Raw genomic sequence first — 23,545 nt, forward strand, 5'->3', positions numbered from 1 at the left:
AAGTCTCCGCCAGTCAGTTGTCGCGGCGCTTATTCGCCGCCGCCCAGACCGTGCACATACACGGCGAGCTGCTTCACCACCGCGTCACCCAGACGCTCACCCCAGGCCGGCATGACGCCGTGCTTCGGGTTGTTGATCTGGGACACGATCTCCTGCTGCGAGTCGCCGTACAGCCACAGCGCATCGGCCAGGTTCGGGGCCCCCAGGTCGGTATTGCCGAGCCCGTCCTCGCCGTGGCAGGCGGCGCAGTTCTCGGCATAGACCCGGGCACCCTCGTCCATCGCGCCCCGGTCGTGCTCCAGACCGGAGAGCGAGCGGACGTAGTGGGCAACCGCCAGGATCTCCTCGCGCTGGAGAAGCTGGTCGCGCCCGAAGGCCGGCATCTCGGACCACCGGGTGTCGCCGTCCGCCTCGTAGCGGACGCCATGGCGGATGGTCGCGGCGATCTGCTCGATCGACCCGCCCCACAGCCAGTCGTCGTCGTTCAGGTTCGGGTAGCCCGCGGCCCCCTGGGCGCCGGAGCCGTGGCACTGGGAGCAATAGACCTTGAAGGCCGAGGCGCCGCCGGCCGACGCGAAGCGCGCCAGTTCCGGGTTGGCCGGGATCTCGCCCACCTCCATGCCGCGGATCTGCTCCAGCATGTCAGCCCGGCCGGCTTCGACCGCGGCCATCTCCTCGTGCAGCTGGCCGCGGGTGGTCTCGCCGGAGATACCCTGGGTCGCCCCCTCGATCAGTGGGATCGCCGGATAGTACACGGCGTAGCCGATGGAGAAGACGATGGTGGCGTAGAACACGTAGACCCACCAGCGCGGCAGCGGATTGTTCAGCTCCTTGATGCCGTCCCACTCGTGACCGGTGGTCTCGACATTGGTGACGCTGTCGATCTCCTTCTCGCTCATGGCTCAGTCCTCCTTAAGCGGGATGGCGGCGGCGTCGTCGGCCGATTTGCGTCCACCCGGGCGGAATGTGTAGGCGATCACCCCGAGGAAGATGATCACCATGTAGAGCAGCCCCCAGCTGTCGGCGGCCTGTCTCAGGCTTTCGTACGTCATGGCAGGCCTCCTCAGCGGGCATTGGCTTCGGGGTCGAAGGTCGAGAAGTCGACCAGCGTCCCGAGCATCTGCAGGTAGGCGATCACGGCATCCATCTCCGTCAGGCGGTTCGGGTTTCCGTCAAAATCGCCGGTCTTGGCCTTCGGGTAGCGGGCCAGCAGCCCGTCCCAGTCGGCATCCGGGTTCGCCTGGTCGCGCATGTCGGCTAGGGCGTTCTCGATCATCTCGTCGTCATAGGGGACGCCGAGCATCCGGTTGGTCTTCAGGTGACCGGCGATGTTGGTGGCGTCGAGATCGGTGTCCGCCAGGAACGAGTAGGAGGGCATGATCGACTCCGGCACGACCGAGCGCGGCTCGATCAGGTGCTGGACGTGCCACTCGTTGGAGTAGCGGTCGCCGATGCGGGCCAGGTCCGGGCCGGTGCGCTTGGAGCCCCACTGGAACGGATGGTCGTACATGCTCTCCGCCGCCAGCGAGTAGTGGCCGTAGCGCTCCACCTCGTCTCGGAACGGCCGGATCATCTGGCTGTGACAGACGTAGCAGCCCTCGCGCTGGTAGATCTCGCGCCCCTTCAGTTCGAGCGGCGAGTAGGGACGCATCCCCTCCACCTTCTCGATGGTGTTTTGCAGGTAGAACAGGGGCGCGATCTCGACGATGCCGCCGATGGTGACCACGAGGAAGGAGAGGACCAACAGGAGGGTGGCGTTGGTCTCGACACTCTTGTGCCTATCAAGGATCGACATGGTTTCCTCCGATCAGGCGGGTTGTGCCGCAGCGGTGACGATGGGCTGCTCGTTGCGCTCGCGGCCCATGATCGTCATGGCCACGTTGTAGGCCATGACCAAACCACCAGCGAGGTAGAGAACCCCGGCGAAGGTCCGCGCCACGTAGAAGGGATGCATGGCGTCGACGGTCTCGGCGAAGGAGTAGACCAGGAAGCCTTCCGGATCGTACTCGCGCCACATCAGGCCCTGCATGATCCCGCTGACCCACATCACGCCGGCATAGGCGGCGATGCCGAGGGTGGCGAGCCAGAAGTGCCAGTTGACCATGCGCAGGGAGTACAGCTTCTCGCGGCCGTACAGACGCGGCACCAGGAAGTAGATCGCCCCGAAGGAGATCATGCCGACCCAGCCGAGCGCGCCGGAATGCACGTGACCGATGGTCCAGTCGGTGTAGTGGCTGAGCGCGTTCACGCTCTTCACCGACATCATCGGGCCTTCGAAGGTCGACATGCCGTAGAAGGCGAGCGCCATGACCATCATGCGGATGATCGGGTCGGTGCGGATCTTGTCCCAGGCCCCCGACAGGGTCATCAGGCCGTTGATCATGCCGCCCCAGGACGGCATCCACAGCATGATCGAGAACACCATGCCCAGGGTCTGCGCCCAGTCGGGCAGGGCGGTGTAGTGCAGGTGGTGCGGGCCGGCCCAGATGTAGAGGAAGATCAGCGACCAGAAGTGCACGATCGACAGCCGGTAGGAGTAGACCGGCCGCTCGGCCTGCTTCGGCACGAAGTAGTACATCATGCCCAGGAAGCCCGCGGTCAGGAAGAAGCCCACCGCGTTATGGCCGTACCACCACTGGGTCAGCGCGTCCTGCACGCCGGAGAACAGCGAGTAGCTCTTCGAGCCGGTCAGCGACACCGGGATCGCCAGCGCGTTCACCACATGCAGCATGGCCACCGTCACGATGAACGACAGGTAGAACCAGTTGGCCACGTAGATGTGCGGTTCCTTGCGCCTCAGGATGGTGCCGAGGAACACGATCAGATAGGCGACCCATACGATGGTCAGCCACAGATCGATGTACCACTCGGGCTCGGCGTATTCCTTCGACTGGCTGTTGCCCAGCAGGTAGCCGGTGGCGGCCAGGACGATGAAGAACTGGTAGCCCCAGAACACGAACCAGGCGAGGTCGCCGCCGAACAGGCGGGCGCGGCAGGTGCGCTGGACAACGTAGAAGCTCGTGCACAGCAACGCGTTGCCGCCGAAGGCGAAGACCACGGCCGAGGTATGCAGCGGGCGGACACGTCCGAAATTGAACCAGGGCTCGATGTTGAGGTCGGGCCAGGCGAGCTGGGAGGCGGCGACGACGCCGACAAGAAAGCCGACGATCCCCCAGAACACGGTGGCCAGCACGCCGAGGCGCACCGGTCCGTCCATGTAGCTGTCCGGGTCGGCAGCGGTGACGTCGCGTCCGATCAGCCAGAAGGCGACCAGCACCGCGACGATGAAGAATAGGTAGGCGTGGAACTCATAAACCGCGTCCTGCGCTCCCGCCGCCATGAACAAGGCGAGCAGTCCTGCGAAGGCCGCGAGGGAAAGTTCGATCGCTTTAGACATGATCCGGGTTCCCGCAGCGTGTGATTGACACGGCGCGGAAGGTGTCGTCTTCGGGATCGGGTTTCCTTGATCTCGATCAACGACCTGCTCCGCACCCCCGCGTAATCCTAACATTATTCAGGCTGCCGGTGTGCGGTCGCGGCGAACAGGATCTTGGCGATGCGGGGTGGCGAAAGGCTGCAATCTGGATCGGCCTGGGAAGGCGGCTCCCGGCCGGATGGCGGTATATCCAAGATTGGCGACGCCTGCCGGTCCTGCCTGGAGCAGGCGATCCGCAAGTTCGAGACAAACCACGGACGAATCCTGACGGCCTGCGAGGAACTCGAGGGCTTGGCCGACGGGCTGCCGGCGCTGCCGACCAACGGCAGCCATCTGCGGCTCGCGCGCCGCATGGGTGCGCTGCTGCGCGACGTCCATGCGGAGGAGGAACGCGAGATCCTGCCGGTCTTCGCCTCGGCGCTCGGGGAGGAGGCGGTCAGGGACAGCGTCGCTACCCTGACCGAGGAGCACCGGACCGACGAGGCCTTCGCCGACGAGGTGTGCGAGGTGCTGATGGAGTGGATTGCCGGAGAGCGGCATCACGATGCGGCCACGCTGGGCTACATGCTGCGCGGCCTGTTCGACAATCTGCGTCGGCACACCGCCCGCGAGCGCGACCAGCTCATCGGACCGGCCTGCCGTCGTCTCGCCTCAGGGTGAGCCGGTCGCGTCCTTGAGCGCCTCGCGGTCGGGCACGACGATGTGGCGGTTGCCCTCGATCTCGATCAGGCCTTCCTTGCGCAACGCGGTGAACTGGCGGCTGACGGTCTCGATGGTCAGCCCGAGATAGTCGGCGATCTCCGCGCGCGACAGGGGCAGCTCGAAGGTCACGCTGTCGCCCTCATGCTCCGGATCGATATGGTCGGAGATCAGGCCGAGGAAGCTGGCGACCTTCTCCTTGGCGGTCATCCGGCCGAGAACCAGCATCCATTGCCGCGCCTCGTCGAGCTCCTTGAGCACCTGGCGGAGCAGGCGGTTCTCCAGGCCCGGATTCTCCACCAGCATCGACTCGAGCACGTCCTTCGGGAAACTGCACAGCCGCACGTCGACCGCCACCTCCGCGCCGAAGTTGCTTTCGCTCATGAACGGGCGGCCCAGGAAGTCCGGCGCGAACTGCAGACCGACGATCTGCTGGCGGCCGTCCGGCATCAGCTTGGTGAGCTTCACCGCCCCGGACAGGATGTTCGAGTAGGTATGGACCTCGTCCTCCTCGTGGATCAGCTCGCTTTTCCGCGAGGCCACCCGCTTGGAGGTATGCTTGCTCAGCCGCTGCAGCTCGTCCCCGGAGAGCGCGCCGCAGATCCCCTTGTGCCGGGCCTCGCAGGCGCGGCAGACGATGGGGACGTCCGAGTTATGAATGTCCTTCCGTTCCACCACGGAACTCCTGGCTGCCGATCGGGACGTTGCTACACCCTGCTCGCTCGTGGGCATCCTATCAGACGTGACGGCTGGCGATACCCGGTGTGGCTATCGGACGCTAGAAGCCGAAGCGCCCCTTGAACGGATGTCCGGTTGCCAACGAGATCAGATGCGCGGCCGCGGCCAGGGCGACCACGATTCCCAGGATCTGCAGAAACGTCCACGGAACCGGCAAGGGTGGATCCAGGGTCTCGCGCGGCCGGCGCTGCATATGCCACGCTAGGCCGGCCAACGTCAGACTGACAGCCATGATTATCAGCGTTGTGGACAAGGGCATGGGGGGCAAACCCGCGTGACAGAGGAGAGTTGTGATGAATGACGTATCGGGTGGCGGCAAGGGCGTATCCTACGACCCGTCCACCTTCCAGCCGTTGACCTATGTGGAGGGCACGGGGGATTTCGCCAGCGGCAAGGACAGCCCGAGCGCCTATCTGGAGCGCTGCCTGGATGTGATCTCCGCGCGGGAAGGGACCGTCAAGGCCTGGGTCACTCTGAACGAGAGCGGCGCGAAGGAGCAGGCCGACGCCTCGACCAAGCGCTGGAAGGCGGGCGAGCCGCTGTCGCCGATCGACGGCATGCCGATCGGGGTCAAGGACCTATACATGACCAAGGACATGCCGACCCAGATGGGCTCGCCGCTCTATGCCGGGCGCATGACCGGCGAGGATTCCGCCCCGGTCCAGGCCCTGCGGCTGGCCGGTGCGGTCGTGCTCGGCAAGACGGTGACGACGGAGCTCGGCTTCTCCCATCCGGGGCCGACCACCAACCCGTTCGATCCGGAACGCACGCCGGGCGGCTCGTCCTCCGGCTCGGCTGCGGTGATCGGTGCCGGCATGGTGCCGGCGGCTCTGGGCAGCCAGGTGGTCGGCTCGATCATCCGCCCGGCCGGCTTCTGCGCCAACACAGCGATCAAGCCGACGCTGGGCGCCCTGCACCGGGGCGAGCGCCAGGGCATGAGCCACAGCCATCTCGGCGTCCATGCCGGTTCCATCGCCGACATGTGGGCGGTCGCCCATGCGATCTCCCATTTCGTCGGCGGCGATCCGGGCAGCCCGGGTCTGTTCGGCCCGCAGACCGCTCCCGTCGCGAGCAAGCCGCAGCGGCTGATCGTGGTGGAGAGTGAGGGCTGGTCGCAGACGGACGACGTCACCAAGACCGCCTTCGAGACCCTGATCGACCGGATCGCGGCGTCGGGCGTGGAGATCGTGCGCCGGGCCGGCCATGGCGATATCGACGCCTTCGAGACCGAGATCGCCGAGAGCCTGCTGCTGTGCCGCGACATCTGCGGCTGGGAGATGCTCTGGACCCTGCGCAACCTGGCGGAGAAGGACGTCACCAAGCTGAGCGACAGCATGCGGCAGCGCCTGTCCATGGCCTCGGAGATGTCGATCGACGATTACCGGGCGGCTCTGACCAAGCGCGAGGCGATGCGCGCCCGGTTCAAGGCGGTGGCGGCCAACGCCGATGCCATGATCACGCTGTCCTCGACCGGCCCGGCGCCGAAATTCGTGGAGTCGGCAACCCAGGAAGGCGAGCCGGGACTGATCCACACCACCGGCCTGCCGGCCTACAACGCCTGGACCTCGGCGATCGGCTGCCCCTGCGTGACCGTGCCGATGCTCTCGGTCGACGGCATGCCGGTCGGCGTCCAGGTCATCGGCCGCCACAACGAGGACTGGCGCACCGGCGCCATGGCCCGCTGGGTGCAGGACACGATGGAGCCGGTGGTGGTGTAAGGCTGGCTCTTCACCAAGCCCCCACCTTCGTCATCCCCAATCACATTCGGGATGACGAATAAAAAAGGCGCCGGAGGGTTTCCCCCGGCGCCTTTTGTTTTCGAGATGTGAGCGCTCGTCAGTCGAGCGACTGGACGATCTCCTCGCACATCTTCTTGGCGTCGCCGAACAGCATCATCGTGTTGTCGCGGAAGAACACCTCGTTCTCCACGCCGGCATAGCCGGACGCCATGGAGCGTTTCACGAACAGGACGGTCTTGGCATTCTCCACGTCCAGGATCGGCATGCCGTAGATCGGGCTCGCCGGGTCGGTCTTGGCCGCCGGGTTGGTGACGTCGTTGGCGCCGATCACGAAGGCCACGTCGGTCTGGGAGAAGTCGCGGTTGATCTCCTCCAGCTCCAGCACCTCGTCATAGGGCACGTTGGCCTCGGCCAGCAGCACGTTCATGTGCCCGGGCATGCGGCCCGCCACCGGGTGGATGGCGTAGCGCACCTTCACGCCCTTGGCCTTCAGCGTGTCGGCCATCTCGCGCAGCGCATGCTGCGCCTGGGCCACCGCCATGCCGTAGCCGGGGACGATGATGACCGAGGATGCGCCCTCCATGATGAAGGCCGCGTCCTCCGCGCTGCCCGACTTGACCGAGCGGTCGCCGCCCGGTCCGCCGGCCGCCGCCGCCTCGCTCTCGCCGCCGAAGCCGCCGAGAATGACGCTGATGAACGACCGGTTCATGCCCTTGCACATGATGTAGGACAGGATCGCGCCCGAGGAGCCGACCAGCGCGCCGGTGATGATCAGCAGGTGGTTGCCCAGCGTGAAGCCGATGCCGGCCGCCGCCCAACCCGAATAGGAGTTGAGCATCGACACCACCACCGGCATGTCGGCGCCGCCGATCGGCAGGATCAGCAGGAAGCCCAGCGCCAGGGCGACGATGAAGATCAGCCAGAAGGCGGTCGGATCCTGGGTGGCGCACAGCCAGACGATCAGCACCACCAGGGCGATGCCGAGCAGGGCGTTCAGCGGATGCTGGCCGCTGAACACCAAGGGGCGGCCGGTGACCAGCCCCTGCAGCTTGCCGAAGGCGATGATCGAGCCGGTGAAGGTGATCGCGCCGATCGCCAGACCGATCGCCATCTCGATCAGCGAACCGACCTTGATCGCGCCGATCTCGCCGATGCCGTAGGCGTCCGGCCGGTAGAAGGCGGCCGCCGCCACGAAACAGGCGGCGAGGCCGACCAGGCTGTGGAACGCCGCCACGAGCTGGGGCAGGGCGGTCATCTGGATCTTGCGGGCGATCACCGCGCCGATGGCGCCGCCGATCAGCAGGCCGAGGATGATGACCTCGTAGGACTGCACGACCGGCAGGGTGAGGGTGGTGCCGATGGCCAGGGCCATGCCGGCCATGCCGTAATAGTTGCCCGCCCGCGAGGTGGACGGATGCGACAGGCCGCGCAGCGCCATGATGAAGCAGACGCCGGAGACCAAGTATAGAAGCGAAGAGATGGTGCCACTCATGATACGGGTCCTTCCCTCACTTCTTCTTCTTGAACATGGCGAGCATGCGCTCGGTCACCAGGAAGCCGCCGGCGATGTTCACGCTGGCGAGCACCACGGCGAGGAAGCCCATGATCGATGAGAAGTTCATGCTGTCCGGCCCGGCCGCGATCAGCGCGCCGACGATGATCACCGACGAGATCGCGTTGGTGACCGCCATCAGCGGCGAGTGCAGGGCCGGGGTGACCCGCCACACCACGTAGTAGCCGACGAAGCAGGCCAGCACAAACACCGTCAGCCCGACCACGGTCGGGTCGAGCCCGCCGCCCTGGGCGACCGTGCCAACCGGGGCCGTCGCCGCGACGGTCTTGTCCAGTGCCGCGGTTCCGGCCTGGGTGGCCAGATCGGCGGCGTCAGAGGCAAGCTCGCGGGCCTCTTCGGCGAGGTCCTTGAGCTTGTCCGCGATAGAAGTGTCCGACATCAGGGTCCCTCCTTACGCCTTCGCGTCGCCGTTGGAGCCGTCCGGCTTCGGCGCCGTATCGGGCTTGGTTTCCGCCGTCTTGGTTTCGGCCGTCTTGGTTTCGGCCGTCTTGGCGTCTGCCGTCTTGGCCGCGGCCGCCTTCGGCTCGTCCTTCTTCGCCGCCGGCTTCTTGGCCGGCGCCTTTTTGGCCGCTGGTTTGGCTGCCGATTTCGGGGCCGCCGGCTCGTCCTTCAGCGCCTTGATGTTGTCGTTGGTGATCTCGCCGTCATTGGTGATGGTGGACGCCTTGATGATCTCATCCTCCTCGTTGATCTTGATCGACTTGCTCTCCTTGTCGATCAGCGGGGTGAGGAAGTTGAGCAGGTTCTTGGCGTAGAGCGCGCTGGCGTCGACCGCCACGCGGCTGGCCACGTTCAGGTGGCCCACCAGGGTCACGCCATGCGCTTCGACCACTTCGCCCGGCTTGGACAGCGGGCAGTTGCCGCCCTGCTCGACCGCCAGATCGACGATGACCGAGCCCGGCTTCATGGTCTTCACCATCTCCTCGGTGACCAGCACCGGGGCCGGACGGCCCGGGATCAGCGCCGTGGTGATGACGATGTCCTGCTTGGCGATGGTCTCGGCAATGAGTGCCGCCTGCTTCTTCTTGTACTCGTCGCTCATTTCCTTGGCGTAGCCGCCGGCGGTCTCGGCCTGCTTAAACTCGTCGTCCTCGACGGCGACGAAGGTTCCGCCCAGGCTCTCCACCTGTTCCTTGGCGGCCGGCCGGACGTCGGTGGCCGACACGATGGCGCCGAGGCGCCGGGCCGTGGCGATCGCCTGCAGACCGGCGACACCGGCCCCCATGACCAGGACACGGGCCGGCGGAACCGTGCCGGCGGCGGTCATCATCATCGGAAACGCGCGGCCGAACACGGCGGCGGCGTCCAGCACGGCCTTGTAGCCGGCCAGGTTCGACTGCGAGGACAGCACGTCCATGGACTGGGCCCGGGTGATCCGCGGCACCAGCTCCAGGGCGAAGGCGCGTACGCCCTGATTGGCGATGCCGTCGACGATCGCCTTGTCCTTGTGCGGCTCCATCAGGGAGATCAGCAGCGCGCCCTTCTTGAGCAGCGGAATCTCGTCCTGGGTCGGTTTTCGCACCTTCAGGACGACGTCGGCGTCGCCGATCGCCTCCTTGGCGGTCTTGACGATCTTGGCGCCCGCGGCGGAATAGGCGTCGTCGGTCACGGCAGCGGACAGACCCGCACCGGACTCGATCGCGACGTCCGCGCCGAGCTGAATATATTTCTTCACCGTGTCCGCAGAGGCTGCGACGCGTTTCTCGCCCTCTCGGCGTTCCTTGATGATGCCGATTTTCATCTTGGGTCCCCGCTGGATTCCCTTTTTCGTGGACGGGCTATGCCGGGAGGAGCGCCGAAAGCGCAAGCCGGACGCCAACCCCGTGCCCGCACGTAGTTAACTGCACCGGACTGTACCAGCGACAAGCGCGTGATGGGCAATGGGATAATTCTAAAAATCCGCCCAGGAGCCGGAATCGGCACGAAACCGGGATGGATTCTATCGGAACGTGGCGCGGCGGCGGTCGATCTCCAGCTTCCGCAGATCGGCGTCGCGCTGATCGCGCAGCCAGGCATAGGCCCGACGGCAGACCTCCGGAGGCGAGGTGGAGCTTGCGCCGGCCCGCGACGTGCCGGGCCGGGAGCAGTCCGCTTCGGCCTGATGCTGCAGCGCCGTCCAGCGTTTCAGGCGGTCGTCGAGCAGCGCCTCGTAAAAGGCGGCGCGGTCGGTCGCCGTTTCGAAGAAACCGCCCCGCAACGGTACGATGAGGCGGAACGGCACCTGGCTGCCGGCCGGCGCTCCGGCGGCCGGCGCCAGGTCGGCCATGGGGGAGAACGGGCGCCGGGCCTGCGCCGCGGTCAGGACATCGGGCAGGGGACGGGGGTGGAGGATCTCGGTCGTCGTCAGGTAGCCCGGCGCCTCGCAGGTCACCTCGACCGGGAAACCCAACCTGCGCGGGTCGATGCTCATCGGGGCGGGCTGCATGTCGCGTCGGCCGCTGCGCCCGACCGCCCGGCAGCGCGCATCGGCCGGGACCGCCTCGACGAGGGTGAGCTGCGGGGCCGGCGGTCCGCCCGTCTGCATGGTCGTCCGCGGCGACGTGCATCCAGTCAGGACGGCGATCAGGGCGAGAGCGGTCAGAGCGCGAATCATAGCTTATGGTACCGCGAGCCCGGTCTGTCGTGCCATAACCCGCACCCATTATTCGGTGCCGCCTCCGGTGCCCCGACCGTCGCGGAGAGTCCCATGTCCGACACGACCCCCACCATCCGGCTCAACAAGGGGGGCGGCGCGCGCCTGCTGCGCGGTCATCCCTGGGGCTTCTCCAACGAGATCGTGATGACGGCCGAGGCCAAGGCCCTGCCGCCGGGATCCGTGGTCACGGTGGAGACCCCTGGAGGCGACGCGGTCGGTTCGGCCCATATGAACCCGCACAGCCTGATCGCCCTGCGGATGCTGGACCGCGACCCGACGGTCGCGATCGACGCCGGCTGGATCGCCGGCCGGTTGGCGACGGCGCTGGCCTGGCGCGAGCGGATGTTCGACACGCCGTATTATCGCGTCGTCCATGCCGAGGCGGACGGCCTGCCCGGCCTGATCGTCGACCGCTACGGCGACGTGGTCGTCATTCAGGCGAACTCCGCCGGGATGGACCGGATGGTCCCGATGGTGGCCGAGGCCGTGCGTCAGGTCCTGTCGCCGGCGGCGGTCGTGCTGCGCAACGACAGTTCCGTCCGCAAGCTGGAGGGCTTGGGCGAGGAGGTGCGGCTGGTCGAAGGCACCGTGCCGGACCCGGTCCTGGTGGCCGAGGGCGGGGCCCTGTTCCCGCTCGACCCGATGGGCGGGCAGAAGACCGGCTGGTTCTACGACCACCGCGACAACCGCGCCTTCGTCGCCCGTCTGGCCGGCGGCGCCCGGGTGCTGGATCTCTATGCCCATACCGGCGGCTTCGGCATTCAGGCGGCGGTGGCCGGAGCGGCGTCGGTCGACCTGATCGACCGGGCCGGGCCGGCCCTGGCGCAGGCGGCCCAGGCGGCGGAGCTGAGCGGTGTGGCGGACCGCGTCACCACGCGCAAGGCCGATGCCTTCGCGGCCCTGGAGCACCTGGTGAAGACCGGCGAGCAATACGACATCGTGGTCTGCGATCCGCCGGCCTTCGCGCGGTCCAAGAAGGATGTCGGCCCGGCGGCCAAGGCCTATCGCAAGCTCGCCCGCATGACCGCGCAGATCACCGCGCCGGGCGGCGTGCTGCTGCTGGCCTCGTGTTCGCACCACATGGATCCGGTCTCCTTCGCCCAGCAGAACGCCCGGGGCCTCGGCGACGCGGAGCGCCAGGGACGGCTGCTGCGCTCGGCCGGTGCGGGGCCGGACCATCCGGTCCATGCACATCTGCCGGAGAGTGCCTATCTGAAGGCCATTGTCTTCGCGCTCGACTGAGCGGGCGCGCGGGTGTCTTCGCGCTCGACTGAGCGGGCGCGCGGGCGACCGGAAACGAACAGCGCGGGGATCGGATGGCCGACATCGTTCTCTATGGCCTGCCCCACTCGAATTTCGTGCGGGCCTGCGCCATGACCGCTCTGGAGAAGGGGGCGTCCTACGAGGCCGCTCTGACTGGGCTCCGCGACATGCGTTCGCGCGAGATGCAGGCGATCTCGCCCTTCGGCAAGGTGCCGGTGATGCGCCACGGCGACCTCGTGCTGTTCGAGAGCCTGGCGATCATGCGCTATATCGATCTCACCTTCGGCGAGCCCGAGGCCCTGCAACCGTCCGACCCGCTGGACCGGATCCGCCTGGATCAATGGTTCAACGCGGTGATGGGCACGGTCGATCGCCATATCGTGCGGGAATGGGCGCTGGAACAGGTCTTTCCCAGCGGTCCCGACCGGACGGTCGACGAAGCGCGGATCGCCCGGGCGCGCAAGGCGGCGGCGCGGGATATCGCAGTGCTGGAGCGGCAATACGCGGCCCAGGGCCATCTGGTCGGCGACCGCCTGTCGCTCGCCGATATCGTGCTGGTCTGCACGCTCGACGTGCTCACGCTGATCGACGGGGCCGGGACGCTGTTGGAGCCGGCACCCGCGCTGGCACGGGCGATGACGGCCTTGCGGCAGCGCGAGAGTTGGCAGCGGGCCTGTGCGCACAGCATCGTGCCCGACTGGTCGGTCTGATATCGGGGATCGACGCCTGGGATCAGGGCCTGGGATCGGTGCCCGGGATCAGCGCCCGGGGTGAGCGGCGGTTCCCGGCGGCCAGGAGAGCCAGCACCCGTTCTCGTAGGTGCTGCAGTGGAACAGGCTGCCGGCGTCGAATTCCATCAGCCGCAGCTCGCGGTCGCTGAGGGCGGTTCTCTCGTAGAACCGCAGCACGCCGAACAGCATGCAGACCGGCGCGTCCTCGGTGGCGCGCAGCGGCAGGAGCAGGCGCTGAAAGCCCACATACCGGTCGGCCGGCTTCGACAGGCTGCCGCGGTAATAGAACGGCAGGCCGACCTCCAGGCAGGTATCGAACATCTTGCTGCGGGCGTGATAGACGGCATTGGACAGCAGCTCGTCCATGAACCGGCCCCTCGGCTCGAAGCCGAATTCATCGGTCAGCCTGGTGCCGGCGATGATGCTCTGGTACCGGCCGTCGCGCCGTTCCTGCAGAAAGAACCAGGGCAGGACCTGCGTCGGCAGGGTCAGCATGTCGATCTGGGATCGCACGGGGATTCGGTCGGGAGCGGATGAGGCGGCGCAGAGCTCCAGCCAGTGGCTGAAAAGATCGGCGCACAGGCCGTCCGGAGCGATGCCCGCGGTCCTTATCTCACCGGGGTAGCCGGTTTCTGACAACGCCCCGCTCCATATTATAACAACCGATAGGAGAGACAGAGTCCCCGCGAGCAAGACGGTCGCGGGGGCGCGTGCTGCCGACCCGGATCGCATCTTTGTGCAGAAAGGTTAACGACTCGTTAACGGAAAACGGGTGGGCCGCCGTGCCCCTACGGGGCGTCCGACCAGTCAATCCACTGGTCCGCTCTGAAGATTCTCCGGAAAACCAAACCCTTGTCATCGGTGGGGTCGTGGGGGCCGGAGATAGGAGAGGTCGACGGGCCATCGGAGAGTTCCTGAGCAGAGAGAAATTCCATCACGCCACACACCAGATCGATTTCGGCACGGGCTGCGCTGCGCAAGGGAAGAAGGATCCTACGAAAGGCGATGTGCCCCCGGGACGGGGCGGCGAGAGTCGCGCCATAGTAGACGGGACAGCCCTGCTGTACACATAAATCAAACAGGGCCCGACGCGCCGGGTAGATCTCCGCGCGCATGAGCTCGTCGAGATACTTCCCCGTCGTCTCCGTGCCCATGTTGTCGACCAGGGTCGTCGCGGCCAGACGCACGAGATAGCGGTCCCCCCGCCGCTCGATCAGGAAGAAGTTGCCTCGGGTGGATTTCGGCAGCGTGAGCAGGTCGATCTGATCGCGTATCGGGATACCGAGCGCAGCCTCGCTGTTCCGGACGAGCGCCTGCCAATGCTCGAAGATATCGGCGCAGAGCCCGGCCGGGCCCGGGAGGGAGTGGCTGTCGGTGTGGTCAGAGGCCTGCATGCCACCCCTCGGGACGAACGCGATCTCTGCAGTATTCACGATCAGCGAGCGCCGTCCAATGCGGACGACCGAAGTCATCGAATGCGCCGGGCGGGTGCCGTGCAGGAATCATGACGGAGAACCAAATCGGATGAAAAATAACAATAAAAAAACCTAGAAGAGTAATTTCCAAGGATTTCCATAACGCCGCGGCCGGGATGCGCGGCGATGGCGTTGGGGCGATCGCGACGGGGCGAGCCGGCGCCGGACGCCTTTCGCAGGCAACCGCGGCCCGGTCTCGCGCGTTACTGCCCGAACAAGTGTCAAGGAGAGCCCTATGGACCGGGTCTACCGACTGGAGACTTTCGGCCGCATAGGCTTTGCGGCGCACGGCGTCGTCTATCTGCTGGTCGGTTGGTTCGCCATCCGCTCGGCGCTTGGCCTCGGCGTTCCCACGGACACCAAGGGCGCCCTGCACAGCCTGGTCGGAGGGCCGTTCGGCTGGGCGATGCTCGGTGCCATGGCGCTCGGGCTGCTGTTCTACGGGCTGTTCCGCTTGGTGGAGGCGATCCTGGACCTGAACGACATCGGTGACGACGCCCGCGGGATGGTGGTGCGGACCGGCCGGATCGTCGGCGCGGTCATCCATATCGGTCTGGCGATCTATGCCGCGGCCCTCGCGATCGGGTTGACCCTGTCGGGCGGAGACATGAACGGCTGGACCGCCTGGCTGATGCGGCAGCCCTACGGCCCGTGGATGGTGATGGCGATCGGCGCCGTCGTGTTCGGCGTCGCTCTTGCCCAGGCCAAGTCCGCCTGGACCGCCGACTTCATGGACGACCTCACGATCTCGGGTGAGACGCACGCGACGGCCGAGGCGGTCGGCCGCGCGGGCTATGCCGCCCGTGCCTTCGTGCTGACCCTGGTGGCGGTGTTTTTGGTGAGCGCCGGCTGGAACACCGATCCCAGTCAGGCTGGCGGCCTTGCCGAGGCGCTGCGGGAACTGCAGAAGCAGCCCTACGGTCCCTGGCTGCTGGGGATCGTGGCGGTCGGCCTGCTGATGTTCGGCCTGTCGAGCTTCGTGGAGGCGGTGCATCGCCGGATCACCGACGACAACGTGATCGACCGACTGCGCGCCCAGGCCACCGGCGGCTGACGCCCTGCGCTGCGGGCCGGGCGGTCGGTTGCTCCGGAAGGGGCCGGTCCGAGCGGCGGAAGGTCCCGTCGGTCGCGGTTTCAGCCGGGGACGGCGTCCGGGAGATGGAATGGTGTCCCCGACAGGATTCGAACCTGTGACCCCCAGATTAGGAATCTGGTGCTCTATCCAGCTGAGCTACGAGGACAGCCGGTGCTGTTCTACCGCAGGCCGGGCGACGGTGCCACCGTCGAGGCGCTTGCATGGGGCGGCAATCGGGCGGATCATGACGCCAAGGCCCGGCCAATTGGGCATTTGCGACGGGATCGGGCCGTTCTAGCTGCCTCGGAATGGGCGCGGCCGAGCCGTCGCCGAGCCGCCGACGATGACGCAGCGTCGTTCCGATGGGTCGCCAGACCGGCCCGCCCGCTTCGCCAAGCGGGAGGTAGAGATGATTGTTTCCGACATCCTGAAGACCAAGGGCAAGAACGTCGTGACCGTGGCGCCGGATACGCCCGTCGGGGTCGCGGTCGCCACCCTCGCGGAAAAGCGCATCGGCTGCATCGTCGTCACCACCGATGGCGGCGCGCTCGCCGGCATCCTGTCGGAGCGCGACGTGGTGCGCGTGCTGGCCCAGCAGGGCGGCGACGTGCTCGACGAGCCGGTCAGCGCCCTGATGACCGCCAAGGTCGTGACCTGCAGCCCGAGCCAGACCATCGCCGATGTGATGGAGATGATGACCCAGGGCCGCTTCCGGCACGTGCCTGTGCTGGAGGAGGGACGGCTCGCCGGCATGGTCTCGATCGGCGACGTGGTGAAGTTCCGCCTGGAGGAGACCGAGGAGGAGGTCCGTCAGCTATCGGCCTATGTGGCCGGCGGCTGAGCGCCGGCCCTTCTCGTCTTCTGCGTCGCCTCCTGCGCCCTCTTGGAAGGCAATTCGAGGGGGCGACTATGCGTCTTTTCAGGCGCGATGAGCCCGGACGGCGTCGCGGATCCGCACCAGCGCCTCGTCGAGCACGCTGCGCGGGCAGGCGAGGTTGATGCGCTCGAAGCCCGCGCCCTCGTCGCCGAAGATATAGCCTTCGTCGAAATAGACCCTGGCCCGGTTCAGCATCAGGTCCTCAAGCGCGTCCTTGTCCAGGCCGAGGGCGCGGCAGTCGAACCATTGCAGGTAGGTGCCCTGCGGCCGGATCGCGCGGATCTCCGGCACCTCCTGCCCGAAGAAGGCGATCAGCCGGTCTGCGTTGCCGGCGACATAGGCCATCACCGCGTCGAGCCACTCGCCGGCCCCGCGATAGGCGGCCATGGTGGCGGCGATGCCGAACGGGTTCATCCCCGGCAGGGTGTGCAGCGCGTAGGTCGCCGCGAACTGCTCCCGCAGGGCCGGGTTCGGGATGAAGATGTTCGAGGTGTGCAGGCCGGCCAGGTTGAAGGTCTTCGACGGCGCGGTGCAGACGATGGTGTTCTGGGCCGCGGTGTCGCCGAGGGTGGCGAAGGGCGTGAAGGTCTCGCCCGGGAACATCAGGTCGCCGTGGATCTCGTCGGCCACCACGATGACCCCGTGGCGGGCGCAGATCTCGGCGACTGCGCTCTGTTCCTCGGCGCTCCAGACCCGGCCGATCGGGTTGTGCGGCGAGCACAGGATCAGCAGCCTGGCCTTCGGGTCCTTGGCCTTCGCTTCCAGATCCTCCAGATCCATGCGGTAGGCGCCGTCCTCCAGGATCAGCGAGTTGGAGACCACCTCGCAGCCGTTGTTGGTCGTCACCCGGAAGAACGGGTAGTAGACCGGCCGCTGCACGATCACCTTGTCGCCGGGCTGGGTGAAGGCGCGCACCACCACGTTCAGGGTCGGCACCACGCCCGGCGCGGTGATCAGCCACTCGCCCTGGGCGTCCCAGCCCTGGCGGGTGCGGAACCAGGTGCAGACGGCCTCGACATAATCGTCGGTCTTGGCCGAGTAGCCGAAGATCCCGTGGGCGGCGAGGTCGCCCAGCGCCTTGGTCACCGCCGGCGGGCAGCGGAAATCCATGTCGGCCACCCACATCGGCAGCACCCGGTCGGCGCCGTTGTGCCCATAGGTCTTGTCCCAGGCCGCGAAACCGCCGTGGTTGTGATAGTCCCATTTGACCGAGTGGGTGTTCTCGCGGTCGATGATCTCGTCGAAGTCGAACGGCATGCGGCGGTATCCCTTGAGTGGGGCGGAACGTGGCGATAGAGGACCACAGTCGACCGCTGAACAGAATAGGCCAACGGCCTTCCGGACGCCCTATTGCTGCTTGCGGAGGGCATCCGCCGCGGCGAAATGGGCGAGTTGGTCGCCATGGGCCTTCACGAAGGCCGGCCGGCCGGTGGCTCGGGCGACATACGCGCGGCAGCCGGGATGTCCGGACAGCCCGTCGAATCGATCGACCATCCGCAGCACGTCGGCCATCAGGATGTCGGCGACGGAGAAGCCGCCGGACAGCCACTCCCGGTCCGCCAGCACCGCTTCCATGTGCTTGAGCCGGCCGGCCTGGAACGACTCGAGAAGCTGGCGTCCGGGCGTGTCCGTCGTGTCGCCGGTGAACCTGTACAGAACCCAGGGCAGGGCCGCCATCTCGACGGAATTCAGGGCGGCGAACAGCCATTGCACCACGTCGCTGCGCCGCCCGCGCTCGCCCGGCAGCAGCGCCTCGCTCAGTCCGCCCAGGTGGAGCAGGATGGCGCCGGTCTCGAAGATCGACAGATCGCCGTCGGTCAGCCACGGGACCTGGCCGAAGGGTTGGTGGGCGAAATGCTCCGTTCCCCGATCGTCGAAGGGCACGCTCTCCACCCGGTACGCCAGACCGGCCTCCTCCAGCGCCCAACGGATGCGCAGGTCGCGCACCAAGCCCCGCGGCGGCTCCGGCACCCAGTCGAAAGTGGTGAGGATCAGCTCGGTCATGTCCGGTTGTCCCTTGCCGTGGTCTCCTTTCCGCCGGGAGGCCGATTGTGGGACCGTGTCCCGTCATGGACCCGTCGGTCGACCCAGCAGTTTGCAGCCGGCGAGCACGGCGTCAATCCACCACCCCTCCAGCAGATCCTCCTGCAGTTCCCAGCGCTGCTTGGTGGCGCGCCAGCGGGCGGTATAGGGGCACCAGTACCCCCACTCCGGCGGCATCCAGGACAGCGGGTCGCCGTCGCCCTTCGATCGGTTGGCGCTCTTGTCGACGGCGATCAGCGTGTCCGGGTGGGACAGGTCGTTGGCATAGGCCTCGCGCCGGGCCGCATCCCAGCGATGAGCGCCGGACCGGTGCGCTTCCGACAGCGGAACCCGATGGTCGACGTCCAGGTCGCCCGGGTCGGTGAAGGTGGCGCCGGTGAACGGGTCGTACCAGCGGCCGGAGACGACCTTGCAGCCATCGGCGCTCATCGCCGGCGGGTCCAGGCTCTCGGCGACCAGCACCTCCTGGCGGGTGTCCCGGCAGTCGCCGTCGGCATCGCTCCAATGCCGGTAGAGGTCCCGCTCGAACGGTTCGTCGACGGGGTAGAACAGTTCGGACTGGCGCAGCCCCGCGACGGCGGCGACCAGGGCGGCGATCACCACCGCCCAGCGCGACCAGCGGCCGGTCCGGCGCCTCCAGAAGCCGGTGCGCTGGTGGTTCGCAGATTTGCGGGAGCGGGGGGTGGAGCGAGGTCCAGCGCGCCGGGGCGCCATGGTCAGACTCCGATCGGCGGGTAGAGGATCAGCAGGCCGGTCACGGTCAGCAGCGACAGGCCGGTGGCCGCCAGAATACCGGCCGAGGCGGCGGTGACCGAGATGCCGTAATGCTGGGCGAAGACATAGACGTTGGCGCCGACCGGACAGGCGGCGAAGATCACCGCGGCCTGGACCCAGAACGGATCGGCGCCGACCACATAGGCGAGGATCACGAAGGTGACCGCCGGGTGGATGAACAGCTTGAAGATCACCATCATGGCGGCCGGACCGACACTGCCGGCGACCCGGCGGTAGGCCAGCGTGGCGCCGAGCGCGAACAGGGCCGAGGGCGGGCCGGCCTGTCCGATGAAGCCGAAGCTCTTGTCGACCAGATCGGGCAGCGGCAGGCCGGCGATGCCCCACAGGATGCCGAGCAGGGTCGACATCAGGATCGGGTTCTTCAGCATGGCCCGCAGCGACTGGCGCACCGCCCGCCATCCGCCGCCCGGTCGGTCGCCGCTGCGGGCGATCTCCAGCATCATGGTGACGATGCTGAACAGCAGCACGTCCAGGGTGAACAGCAGGACGGCCGGGGTCGCGCCCTTCTCTCCGAACAGGCCGATCAGCAGGGGCAGAGCCAGGAGCACGCCGTTGGAGAAGCAGGATCCGAAACCCTGCATGGTCATCTCGGCGAACCGCTGGCGGAACAGCAGCCCGCCCAGCACGGCACCGGCGGTGAAGACCAGCACCTCGCTGTAGAAGAATCCGGCCACGAACGACCATTCGCCGATCGCGGTGACGTCGGTCGTCGCCATCAGCCGGAACAGCATCGGCGGCATGGCGAAGGTGAAGACGAAGACGTTCAGGCCGCGTACCCATTCCTCCGCCAGCACGCGGGTCTTGCCGGCGATGAAGCCGGCGAAGATCACGGCGAACAGAGGAACGACGGCATTGAGGATGGCATCCAAGCGTCGGCTCCCGGGAAGACGCGCCATGTAGCGATGGTCGTGGCGGCGCGTCAACGCGTAGACTGCGCCCATGCCGAGAGGAATGCCGCGCCGAGACCTGATTGCCGCTCTGGCGGTTCTGCCTGTCGCCGCCTGTGCTGGCGGGCCGGGACCGGAGATCTGGCACCGCCACGACCCGCTGTCGCCCCGGGTTGTCGATCACCGGGTCTGGCAGGTCATCCTCGACCGAAACACCCGCGACTGGCCCGACGGCATCACCCGGGTCGACTACACCCGGTTCTCGACCGCCGACCGGGAGCTGCTGGAAGCCTATGTCCGCGAGCAGTCGGCGCTGCCCGTGGCGTCGCTGTCGCGGCGCGAGCAGCTGGCGTTCTGGTTGAACCTGTATAATGCCCTGGTGGTGCGCTTGGTCCTGGATCACCTGATCGTGGGCAGCCCGGACGATATCCGGACCGGCGGCCTGTTCCCGCGTGGCCCCTGGGACGTGCCGCTGGTGCGGGTCGAGGGGCGGGATGTCTCGCTGGCCGGGATCCGCCGCGAGGTGCTGGCGCCGGTGTTCCACGACCCGCGCTGGCATTACGGGTTGTGCGACGGCACCCTGGGCGCGCCGAGCCTGCGCCGCCGCGCCTTTGCCGGTGCCGACGTGGACCGGCGCCTGGAGGACGCGGCCATCGAGTATGTCGCCCATCCGCGGGCGGTGGACCGGCCGGCGGACCGGCCCGGCATTGTCCGCCTGAACAGCCTCTGGCGGCGCCACATGGAGGATTTCGGCGGCACGCTCCAGGCCGTCTTCGCCAGCATCGATCTCTATGCCGAGGCGGAACTCCGCGCAGTGCTCGCGCGAAATCCGCAGGTTGTCTGGATGGACGACCGCCGGCTGAACGCTTTTCAAGTCTAGCGGGCGTTGGGCGTCGACATTGTAAGGTAATTTGATATATGTACCCGTCGCATGTAGGGATTTATTGTTCAGAAGCTGAGTGACCCCATATTCGGACGGAATCGGCGCCAGAGGCCGGAGAGATCATGCGCGTTCGTGAGGATTACCGCGGAATCAATGGGCCCGAGAAGGCTGCCATCCTGTTGATGTCCCTGGGCGAGCAGCAGGCCGCCGCGCTGTTCAGCCAGATGGACGACGAGGAGATCAAGGAGATCTCCCAGGTCATGGCCGGTCTCGGAACCGTTTCTTCGAATATCGTCGAAAGGTTGTTTGTCGAATTCGCCGAGCAGGTGTCCTCCACCGGCTCGCTGGTCGGCTCGCTCGACAGTACCGAGCGGCTCCTGACCAAGGTGCTCGGCGAGGACCGTGTCGCCGACATCATGGAGGAGATCCGCGGCCCGGCCGGTCGCACCATGTGGGACAAGCTCGCCAACGTGAACGAGAACGTTCTGGCGAACTACCTGAAGAACGAATACCCGCAGACCGTCGCCGTCATCCTGGCCAAGATCAGCCAGTTGCACGCCGCCAAGGTACTGGCGACCCTGCCCGAGAACTTCGCCATGGAAGTGGTCATGCGCATGCTGCGCATGGAAGCGGTCAACAAGGAGATCGAGCGCGACGTGGAGCGGGTGCTGCGCACCGAGTTCATGTCCAACCTGGCGCGCACCAACCGGCGCGACAGCCACGAGATGATGGCCGAGATCTTCAACAGCCTGGACCGCGCCACCGAGAGCCGGTTCCTGTCGGCCCTGGAAGAGCGCAACAAGGACAGCGCGGAGAAGATCCGCTCGCTGATGTTCACCTTCGAGGACCTCAACCGCCTCGACCCGGCCGGCGTGCAGACCCTGCTGCGCGCGGTCGACAAGGACAAGATGACCATTGCCCTGAAGGGGGCGTCGGAGGAGCTGCGCGACCTGTTTTTCTCCAACATGTCGGAACGCGCCGGCAAGCTGCTGCGCGAGGACATGCAGTCCATGGGGCCGATCCGGCTGAAGGACGTGGAGGATGCGCAGAACGCCATGGTGCAGTCGGCCAAGGACCTGGCCGACCGCGGCGAGATCGTGCTGGGCGGTTCGGGCGGCGACGACCAGCTGGTCTACTGAACGCCGCGGGACCTGGCCGGGAATCGTTAGGACAAATCGGCCATCCGGTGCATCATCCGGATATGACCCCCATGCAAGACCTCCAGTTCGATACGGACGACGACGAGGCTGTTCGTCGCGTGCTGACCGAACGCCGCGCCGAGATCGAAGCCCTGATGGCCGGGTCCAAGGAGGCGCGCGGGGCGGTGGAGCTCGATCAGAGCCGGGTCGGGCGGCTGTCCCGGATCGATGCGATCCAGGATCAGGCCATGGCCCTGGAGACCGATCGACGCCGGACGCTGGAGTTGCAGCGCATCGGCTCGGCCCTCAAACGCCTCGACGCCGGTGAGTACGGCAGTTGCGTGCGCTGCGGTGAGGAGATCGAACCCGCCCGCCTCGGCACCGACCCGGCCGCGACGCTCTGCATGGACTGCGCCGACAACTGATCCGCCGCCTGAACCGCCGCTGAACCACCGCTGCGGTCATCAACCGCGTTGCCTCGGGTCAACCTCGGTGGCAGTGTCCGGTCATGGCGATAGACGGAAACGATTTTCTCCGCGACATCTGGTACTTCGCGATGCCGTCGGCGGCGCTGAAGCCGGGTGAGATGCGCGACAAGACCCTGCTGGAAGAGCCGCTGGTCTTCGCGCGCACCAGCGAGGGCAAGGCGTTCGCCCTGCGCGACATCTGCCCGCATCGCGGCATCCCGCTCTCCGACGGCTGGTTCGACGGAAAAGAGCTGGAGTGCTGCTATCACGGCTGGCGCTTCGCACCGACCGGTCACTGCACCTGCATCCCCTCGCTGACCGAAGATCAGGAGATGGATGTGGACGCCATCCGCGTGCGTCCGTATCCGGTGGAGGAGCGCGGCGGCGGCATCTGGGTCTACATGTCCGCCGATCCGCGCGGCCGGGCCGAGCCGAAGATGGCCCCGCCCGACCTGCCCGAGGTCACGACGCTCGGCCCCGGCCTGACCGAGCGGATGATCTTCCCCAGCCATATCGACCACGCGGTGATCGGGCTGATGGACCCGGCGCACGGACCCTTCGTGCACCAGAGCTGGTGGTGGCGCTCCAAGCGCTCGATACACGAGAAGGCCAAGCGCTTCGGGCCGGCCGAGTACGGCTTCGCCATGCTGCGTCACCAGCCGTCGAGCAACTCCGCCGCCTACAAGCTGCTGGGCGGCACCCCGACCACGGAGATCCGATTCCGCCTTCCGGGCATCCGGATCGAGGATATCGAGGTCGGCGACAAGCGGGTCTGCAACCTGACCACAGTCACGCCGATCGACAGACAGACCACCGAGATCCACCACATGATGTACTGGAACGTCGGCTGGGCCGGGGCGCTGAAGCCGATCCTGCGGGTCTTCGCGCGCAAGTTCCTGGGCCAGGACCGCGACGTGGTGGTCAAGCAGCAGCGCGGGCTGAAATACGACCCCAACCTGATGCTCATCAACGACGCCGACATGCAGGCCAAGTGGTACTACCGCCTGAAGAAGGCCTATGGCGGCTGGACCGAGGGCGCGTTCGAGAACCCGGTGCGCGAGACCACCCTGCGTTGGCGGAGCTGACCGCG

At 67.1% G+C, this 23,545-nt stretch carries 25 protein-coding genes, 1 tRNA gene and 1 pseudogene; 10 read left to right on the forward strand and 17 right to left on the reverse strand.

What is annotated here, in order from left to right:
• Window positions 1–29: 29 nt before the first annotated feature.
• The 4 genes from ccoP to ccoN are packed head-to-tail and all read right to left on the reverse strand — an operon-like array spanning window position 30 to window position 3,217.
• The gene (gene ccoP / locus BLS34_RS14240) at window positions 30–899 is read right to left on the reverse strand and encodes a cytochrome-c oxidase, cbb3-type subunit III (protein ID WP_093151243.1); all 870 of its coding nucleotides are present in this window, start codon (window positions 897–899) and stop codon (window positions 30–32) included.
• A 3-nt stretch (window positions 900–902) separates the two neighbouring features.
• Window positions 903–1,052 (reverse strand): CcoQ/FixQ family Cbb3-type cytochrome c oxidase assembly chaperone, encoded by a 150-nt coding sequence (locus tag BLS34_RS14245; protein WP_028793596.1) that lies wholly within the window; start codon window positions 1,050–1,052, stop codon window positions 903–905.
• An 11-nt stretch (window positions 1,053–1,063) separates the two neighbouring features.
• Entirely contained in the window at window positions 1,064–1,795 is a 732-nt protein-coding gene (ccoO, locus tag BLS34_RS14250) for a cytochrome-c oxidase, cbb3-type subunit II (RefSeq protein ID WP_093151245.1), read from the reverse strand.
• Between the two features lie 12 nt (window positions 1,796–1,807).
• Window positions 1,808–3,217, reverse strand: coding sequence for a cytochrome-c oxidase, cbb3-type subunit I (gene ccoN / locus BLS34_RS14255; RefSeq protein WP_245565621.1), 1,410 nt, complete (start codon window positions 3,215–3,217; stop codon window positions 1,808–1,810).
• A 339-nt stretch (window positions 3,218–3,556) separates the two neighbouring features.
• On the opposite strand from ccoN, the gene BLS34_RS14260 reads away from it, so the two are divergent.
• On the forward strand, window positions 3,557–4,096 hold the full coding sequence (locus BLS34_RS14260; RefSeq protein WP_051244196.1) for a hemerythrin domain-containing protein: 540 nt from the start codon (window positions 3,557–3,559) through the stop codon (window positions 4,094–4,096).
• On the opposite strand, the gene BLS34_RS14265 is transcribed toward BLS34_RS14260, so the two are convergent.
• Entirely contained in the window at window positions 4,088–4,810 is a 723-nt protein-coding gene (locus BLS34_RS14265; RefSeq protein ID WP_245565573.1) for a Crp/Fnr family transcriptional regulator, read from the reverse strand. The two genes, BLS34_RS14260 and BLS34_RS14265, sit on opposite strands and share 9 nt — an antisense overlap.
• Window positions 4,811–4,913: 103 nt before the next feature.
• Window positions 4,914–5,105: a hypothetical protein gene (locus BLS34_RS25480; protein WP_139189331.1), complete on the reverse strand. Its 192-nt coding sequence runs from the start codon at window positions 5,103–5,105 to the stop codon at window positions 4,914–4,916.
• A gap of 61 nt (window positions 5,106–5,166) precedes the next feature.
• Between BLS34_RS25480 and BLS34_RS14270 the strand changes: the two genes are divergently transcribed.
• Complete coding sequence (locus BLS34_RS14270; RefSeq protein ID WP_093151250.1) at window positions 5,167–6,591, forward strand: amidase; 1,425 nt, start codon at window positions 5,167–5,169, stop codon at window positions 6,589–6,591.
• Between the two features lie 118 nt (window positions 6,592–6,709).
• Here the strand turns inward: BLS34_RS14270 and BLS34_RS14275 are convergent, their stop codons facing one another.
• The 4 genes and pseudogenes from BLS34_RS14275 to BLS34_RS14290 all read right to left on the reverse strand — a co-directional run bounded on the left by BLS34_RS14275 (window position 6,710) and on the right by BLS34_RS14290 (window position 10,778).
• Entirely contained in the window at window positions 6,710–8,104 is a 1,395-nt protein-coding gene (locus tag BLS34_RS14275; protein ID WP_093151253.1) for an NAD(P)(+) transhydrogenase (Re/Si-specific) subunit beta, read from the reverse strand.
• A 16-nt stretch (window positions 8,105–8,120) separates the two neighbouring features.
• Window positions 8,121–8,564 (reverse strand): NAD(P) transhydrogenase subunit alpha part 2, encoded by a 444-nt coding sequence (locus BLS34_RS14280; RefSeq protein WP_028793604.1) that lies wholly within the window; start codon window positions 8,562–8,564, stop codon window positions 8,121–8,123.
• Window positions 8,565–8,699: 135 nt separating this feature from the next.
• Window positions 8,700–9,926: pseudogene (locus BLS34_RS14285) on the reverse strand (Re/Si-specific NAD(P)(+) transhydrogenase subunit alpha); the annotation flags it as partial.
• A gap of 198 nt (window positions 9,927–10,124) precedes the next feature.
• Entirely contained in the window at window positions 10,125–10,778 is a 654-nt protein-coding gene (locus BLS34_RS14290) for a hypothetical protein (protein ID WP_028793605.1), read from the reverse strand.
• Between the two features lie 93 nt (window positions 10,779–10,871).
• Between BLS34_RS14290 and BLS34_RS14295 the strand changes: the two genes are divergently transcribed.
• Entirely contained in the window at window positions 10,872–12,062 is a 1,191-nt protein-coding gene (locus BLS34_RS14295) for a class I SAM-dependent rRNA methyltransferase (RefSeq protein WP_093151260.1), read from the forward strand.
• A gap of 74 nt (window positions 12,063–12,136) precedes the next feature.
• Complete coding sequence (locus BLS34_RS14300) at window positions 12,137–12,793, forward strand: glutathione S-transferase family protein (protein ID WP_093151263.1); 657 nt, start codon at window positions 12,137–12,139, stop codon at window positions 12,791–12,793.
• A 48-nt stretch (window positions 12,794–12,841) separates the two neighbouring features.
• Here the strand turns inward: BLS34_RS14300 and BLS34_RS14305 are convergent, their stop codons facing one another.
• Window positions 12,842–13,546, reverse strand: coding sequence for a PAS domain-containing protein (locus BLS34_RS14305; protein WP_093151264.1), 705 nt, complete (start codon window positions 13,544–13,546; stop codon window positions 12,842–12,844).
• A gap of 56 nt (window positions 13,547–13,602) precedes the next feature.
• The gene (locus tag BLS34_RS14310; RefSeq protein ID WP_028793608.1) at window positions 13,603–14,286 is read right to left on the reverse strand and encodes a PAS domain-containing protein; all 684 of its coding nucleotides are present in this window, start codon (window positions 14,284–14,286) and stop codon (window positions 13,603–13,605) included.
• A gap of 238 nt (window positions 14,287–14,524) precedes the next feature.
• Between BLS34_RS14310 and BLS34_RS14315 the strand changes: the two genes are divergently transcribed.
• Window positions 14,525–15,343, forward strand: a complete 819-nt coding sequence (locus BLS34_RS14315) for a DUF1206 domain-containing protein (RefSeq protein ID WP_038013787.1) — start codon at window positions 14,525–14,527, stop codon at window positions 15,341–15,343.
• A gap of 110 nt (window positions 15,344–15,453) precedes the next feature.
• Here BLS34_RS14315 and BLS34_RS14320 read toward each other — a convergent pair.
• Window positions 15,454–15,530, reverse strand: a tRNA-Arg gene (locus BLS34_RS14320).
• 243 nt (window positions 15,531–15,773) lie between these two features.
• Between BLS34_RS14320 and BLS34_RS14325 the strand changes: the two genes are divergently transcribed.
• A complete protein-coding gene (locus BLS34_RS14325) occupies window positions 15,774–16,205 on the forward strand; it encodes a CBS domain-containing protein (protein WP_028793609.1) in 432 nt (143 codons plus the stop codon).
• 78 nt (window positions 16,206–16,283) lie between these two features.
• Here the strand turns inward: BLS34_RS14325 and BLS34_RS14330 are convergent, their stop codons facing one another.
• From BLS34_RS14330 to BLS34_RS14345, 4 genes are all read right to left on the reverse strand, one after another.
• The gene (locus BLS34_RS14330; RefSeq protein WP_093151267.1) at window positions 16,284–17,498 is read right to left on the reverse strand and encodes a MalY/PatB family protein; all 1,215 of its coding nucleotides are present in this window, start codon (window positions 17,496–17,498) and stop codon (window positions 16,284–16,286) included.
• A 90-nt stretch (window positions 17,499–17,588) separates the two neighbouring features.
• Window positions 17,589–18,245, reverse strand: coding sequence for a glutathione S-transferase family protein (locus tag BLS34_RS14335; protein ID WP_093151271.1), 657 nt, complete (start codon window positions 18,243–18,245; stop codon window positions 17,589–17,591).
• 63 nt (window positions 18,246–18,308) lie between these two features.
• Entirely contained in the window at window positions 18,309–18,998 is a 690-nt protein-coding gene (locus BLS34_RS14340; protein ID WP_215906114.1) for an HNH endonuclease family protein, read from the reverse strand.
• 2 nt (window positions 18,999–19,000) lie between these two features.
• Window positions 19,001–19,948 (reverse strand): AEC family transporter, encoded by a 948-nt coding sequence (locus tag BLS34_RS14345; RefSeq protein WP_175474233.1) that lies wholly within the window; start codon window positions 19,946–19,948, stop codon window positions 19,001–19,003.
• A gap of 70 nt (window positions 19,949–20,018) precedes the next feature.
• Here BLS34_RS14345 and BLS34_RS14350 point away from each other — a divergent pair, with 70 nt between their 5' ends.
• The 4 genes from BLS34_RS14350 (at window position 20,019) to BLS34_RS14365 (ending at window position 23,540) form a co-directional block, all read left to right on the forward strand.
• Complete coding sequence (locus BLS34_RS14350) at window positions 20,019–20,846, forward strand: DUF547 domain-containing protein (protein WP_093151276.1); 828 nt, start codon at window positions 20,019–20,021, stop codon at window positions 20,844–20,846.
• A gap of 125 nt (window positions 20,847–20,971) precedes the next feature.
• Window positions 20,972–21,988 carry a flagellar motor switch protein FliG gene (gene fliG / locus BLS34_RS14355; protein ID WP_084618733.1) on the forward strand — a complete coding sequence of 339 codons (1,017 nt, stop codon included), beginning with the start codon at window positions 20,972–20,974 and terminating at the stop codon, window positions 21,986–21,988.
• Window positions 21,989–22,059: 71 nt separating this feature from the next.
• Window positions 22,060–22,413 carry a TraR/DksA family transcriptional regulator gene (locus tag BLS34_RS14360; protein ID WP_028793615.1) on the forward strand — a complete coding sequence of 118 codons (354 nt, stop codon included), beginning with the start codon at window positions 22,060–22,062 and terminating at the stop codon, window positions 22,411–22,413.
• Between the two features lie 83 nt (window positions 22,414–22,496).
• Entirely contained in the window at window positions 22,497–23,540 is a 1,044-nt protein-coding gene (locus BLS34_RS14365) for an aromatic ring-hydroxylating oxygenase subunit alpha (RefSeq protein WP_093151279.1), read from the forward strand.
• Window positions 23,541–23,545 lie beyond the last annotated feature (5 nt).

This window comes from Thalassobaculum litoreum DSM 18839 (assembly GCF_900102465.1).
GTDB lineage: Bacteria > Pseudomonadota > Alphaproteobacteria > Thalassobaculales > Thalassobaculaceae > Thalassobaculum > Thalassobaculum litoreum.

Bases quoted from the DNA above. Each gene is read 5' to 3' on its own strand.
- ccoP (WP_093151243.1), bottom strand. From the start codon at position 899: ATGAGCGAGAAGGAGATCGACAGCGTCACCAATGTCGAGACCACCGGT.
- ccoO (WP_093151245.1), bottom strand. From the start codon at position 1,795: ATGTCGATCCTTGATAGGCACAAGAGTGTCGAGACCAACGCCACCCTC.
- ccoN (WP_245565621.1), bottom strand. From the start codon at position 3,217: ATGGACGGACCGGTGCGCCTCGGCGTGCTGGCCACCGTGTTCTGGGGG.
- BLS34_RS14270 (WP_093151250.1), top strand. From the start codon at position 5,167: ATGAATGACGTATCGGGTGGCGGCAAGGGCGTATCCTACGACCCGTCC.
- BLS34_RS14275 (WP_093151253.1), bottom strand. From the start codon at position 8,104: ATGAGTGGCACCATCTCTTCGCTTCTATACTTGGTCTCCGGCGTCTGC.
- BLS34_RS14295 (WP_093151260.1), top strand. From the start codon at position 10,872: ATGTCCGACACGACCCCCACCATCCGGCTCAACAAGGGGGGCGGCGCG.
- BLS34_RS14310 (WP_028793608.1), bottom strand. From the start codon at position 14,286: ATGACTTCGGTCGTCCGCATTGGACGGCGCTCGCTGATCGTGAATACT.
- fliG (WP_084618733.1), top strand. From the start codon at position 20,972: ATGCGCGTTCGTGAGGATTACCGCGGAATCAATGGGCCCGAGAAGGCT.
- BLS34_RS14350 (WP_093151276.1), top strand. From the start codon at position 20,019: ATGCCGAGAGGAATGCCGCGCCGAGACCTGATTGCCGCTCTGGCGGTT.
- BLS34_RS14360 (WP_028793615.1), top strand. From the start codon at position 22,060: ATGCAAGACCTCCAGTTCGATACGGACGACGACGAGGCTGTTCGTCGC.
- BLS34_RS14325 (WP_028793609.1), top strand. From the start codon at position 15,774: ATGATTGTTTCCGACATCCTGAAGACCAAGGGCAAGAACGTCGTGACC.
- BLS34_RS25480 (WP_139189331.1), bottom strand. From the start codon at position 5,105: ATGGCTGTCAGTCTGACGTTGGCCGGCCTAGCGTGGCATATGCAGCGC.
- BLS34_RS14300 (WP_093151263.1), top strand. From the start codon at position 12,137: ATGGCCGACATCGTTCTCTATGGCCTGCCCCACTCGAATTTCGTGCGG.
- BLS34_RS14340 (WP_215906114.1), bottom strand. From the start codon at position 18,998: ATGGCGCCCCGGCGCGCTGGACCTCGCTCCACCCCCCGCTCCCGCAAA.
- BLS34_RS14260 (WP_051244196.1), top strand. From the start codon at position 3,557: ATGCGGGGTGGCGAAAGGCTGCAATCTGGATCGGCCTGGGAAGGCGGC.
- BLS34_RS14315 (WP_038013787.1), top strand. From the start codon at position 14,525: ATGGACCGGGTCTACCGACTGGAGACTTTCGGCCGCATAGGCTTTGCG.
- BLS34_RS14335 (WP_093151271.1), bottom strand. From the start codon at position 18,245: ATGACCGAGCTGATCCTCACCACTTTCGACTGGGTGCCGGAGCCGCCG.
- BLS34_RS14330 (WP_093151267.1), bottom strand. From the start codon at position 17,498: ATGCCGTTCGACTTCGACGAGATCATCGACCGCGAGAACACCCACTCG.
- BLS34_RS14290 (WP_028793605.1), bottom strand. From the start codon at position 10,778: ATGATTCGCGCTCTGACCGCTCTCGCCCTGATCGCCGTCCTGACTGGA.
- BLS34_RS14305 (WP_093151264.1), bottom strand. From the start codon at position 13,546: ATGCGATCCGGGTCGGCAGCACGCGCCCCCGCGACCGTCTTGCTCGCG.
- BLS34_RS14280 (WP_028793604.1), bottom strand. From the start codon at position 8,564: ATGTCGGACACTTCTATCGCGGACAAGCTCAAGGACCTCGCCGAAGAG.
- BLS34_RS14245 (WP_028793596.1), bottom strand. From the start codon at position 1,052: ATGACGTACGAAAGCCTGAGACAGGCCGCCGACAGCTGGGGGCTGCTC.
- BLS34_RS14365 (WP_093151279.1), top strand. From the start codon at position 22,497: ATGGCGATAGACGGAAACGATTTTCTCCGCGACATCTGGTACTTCGCG.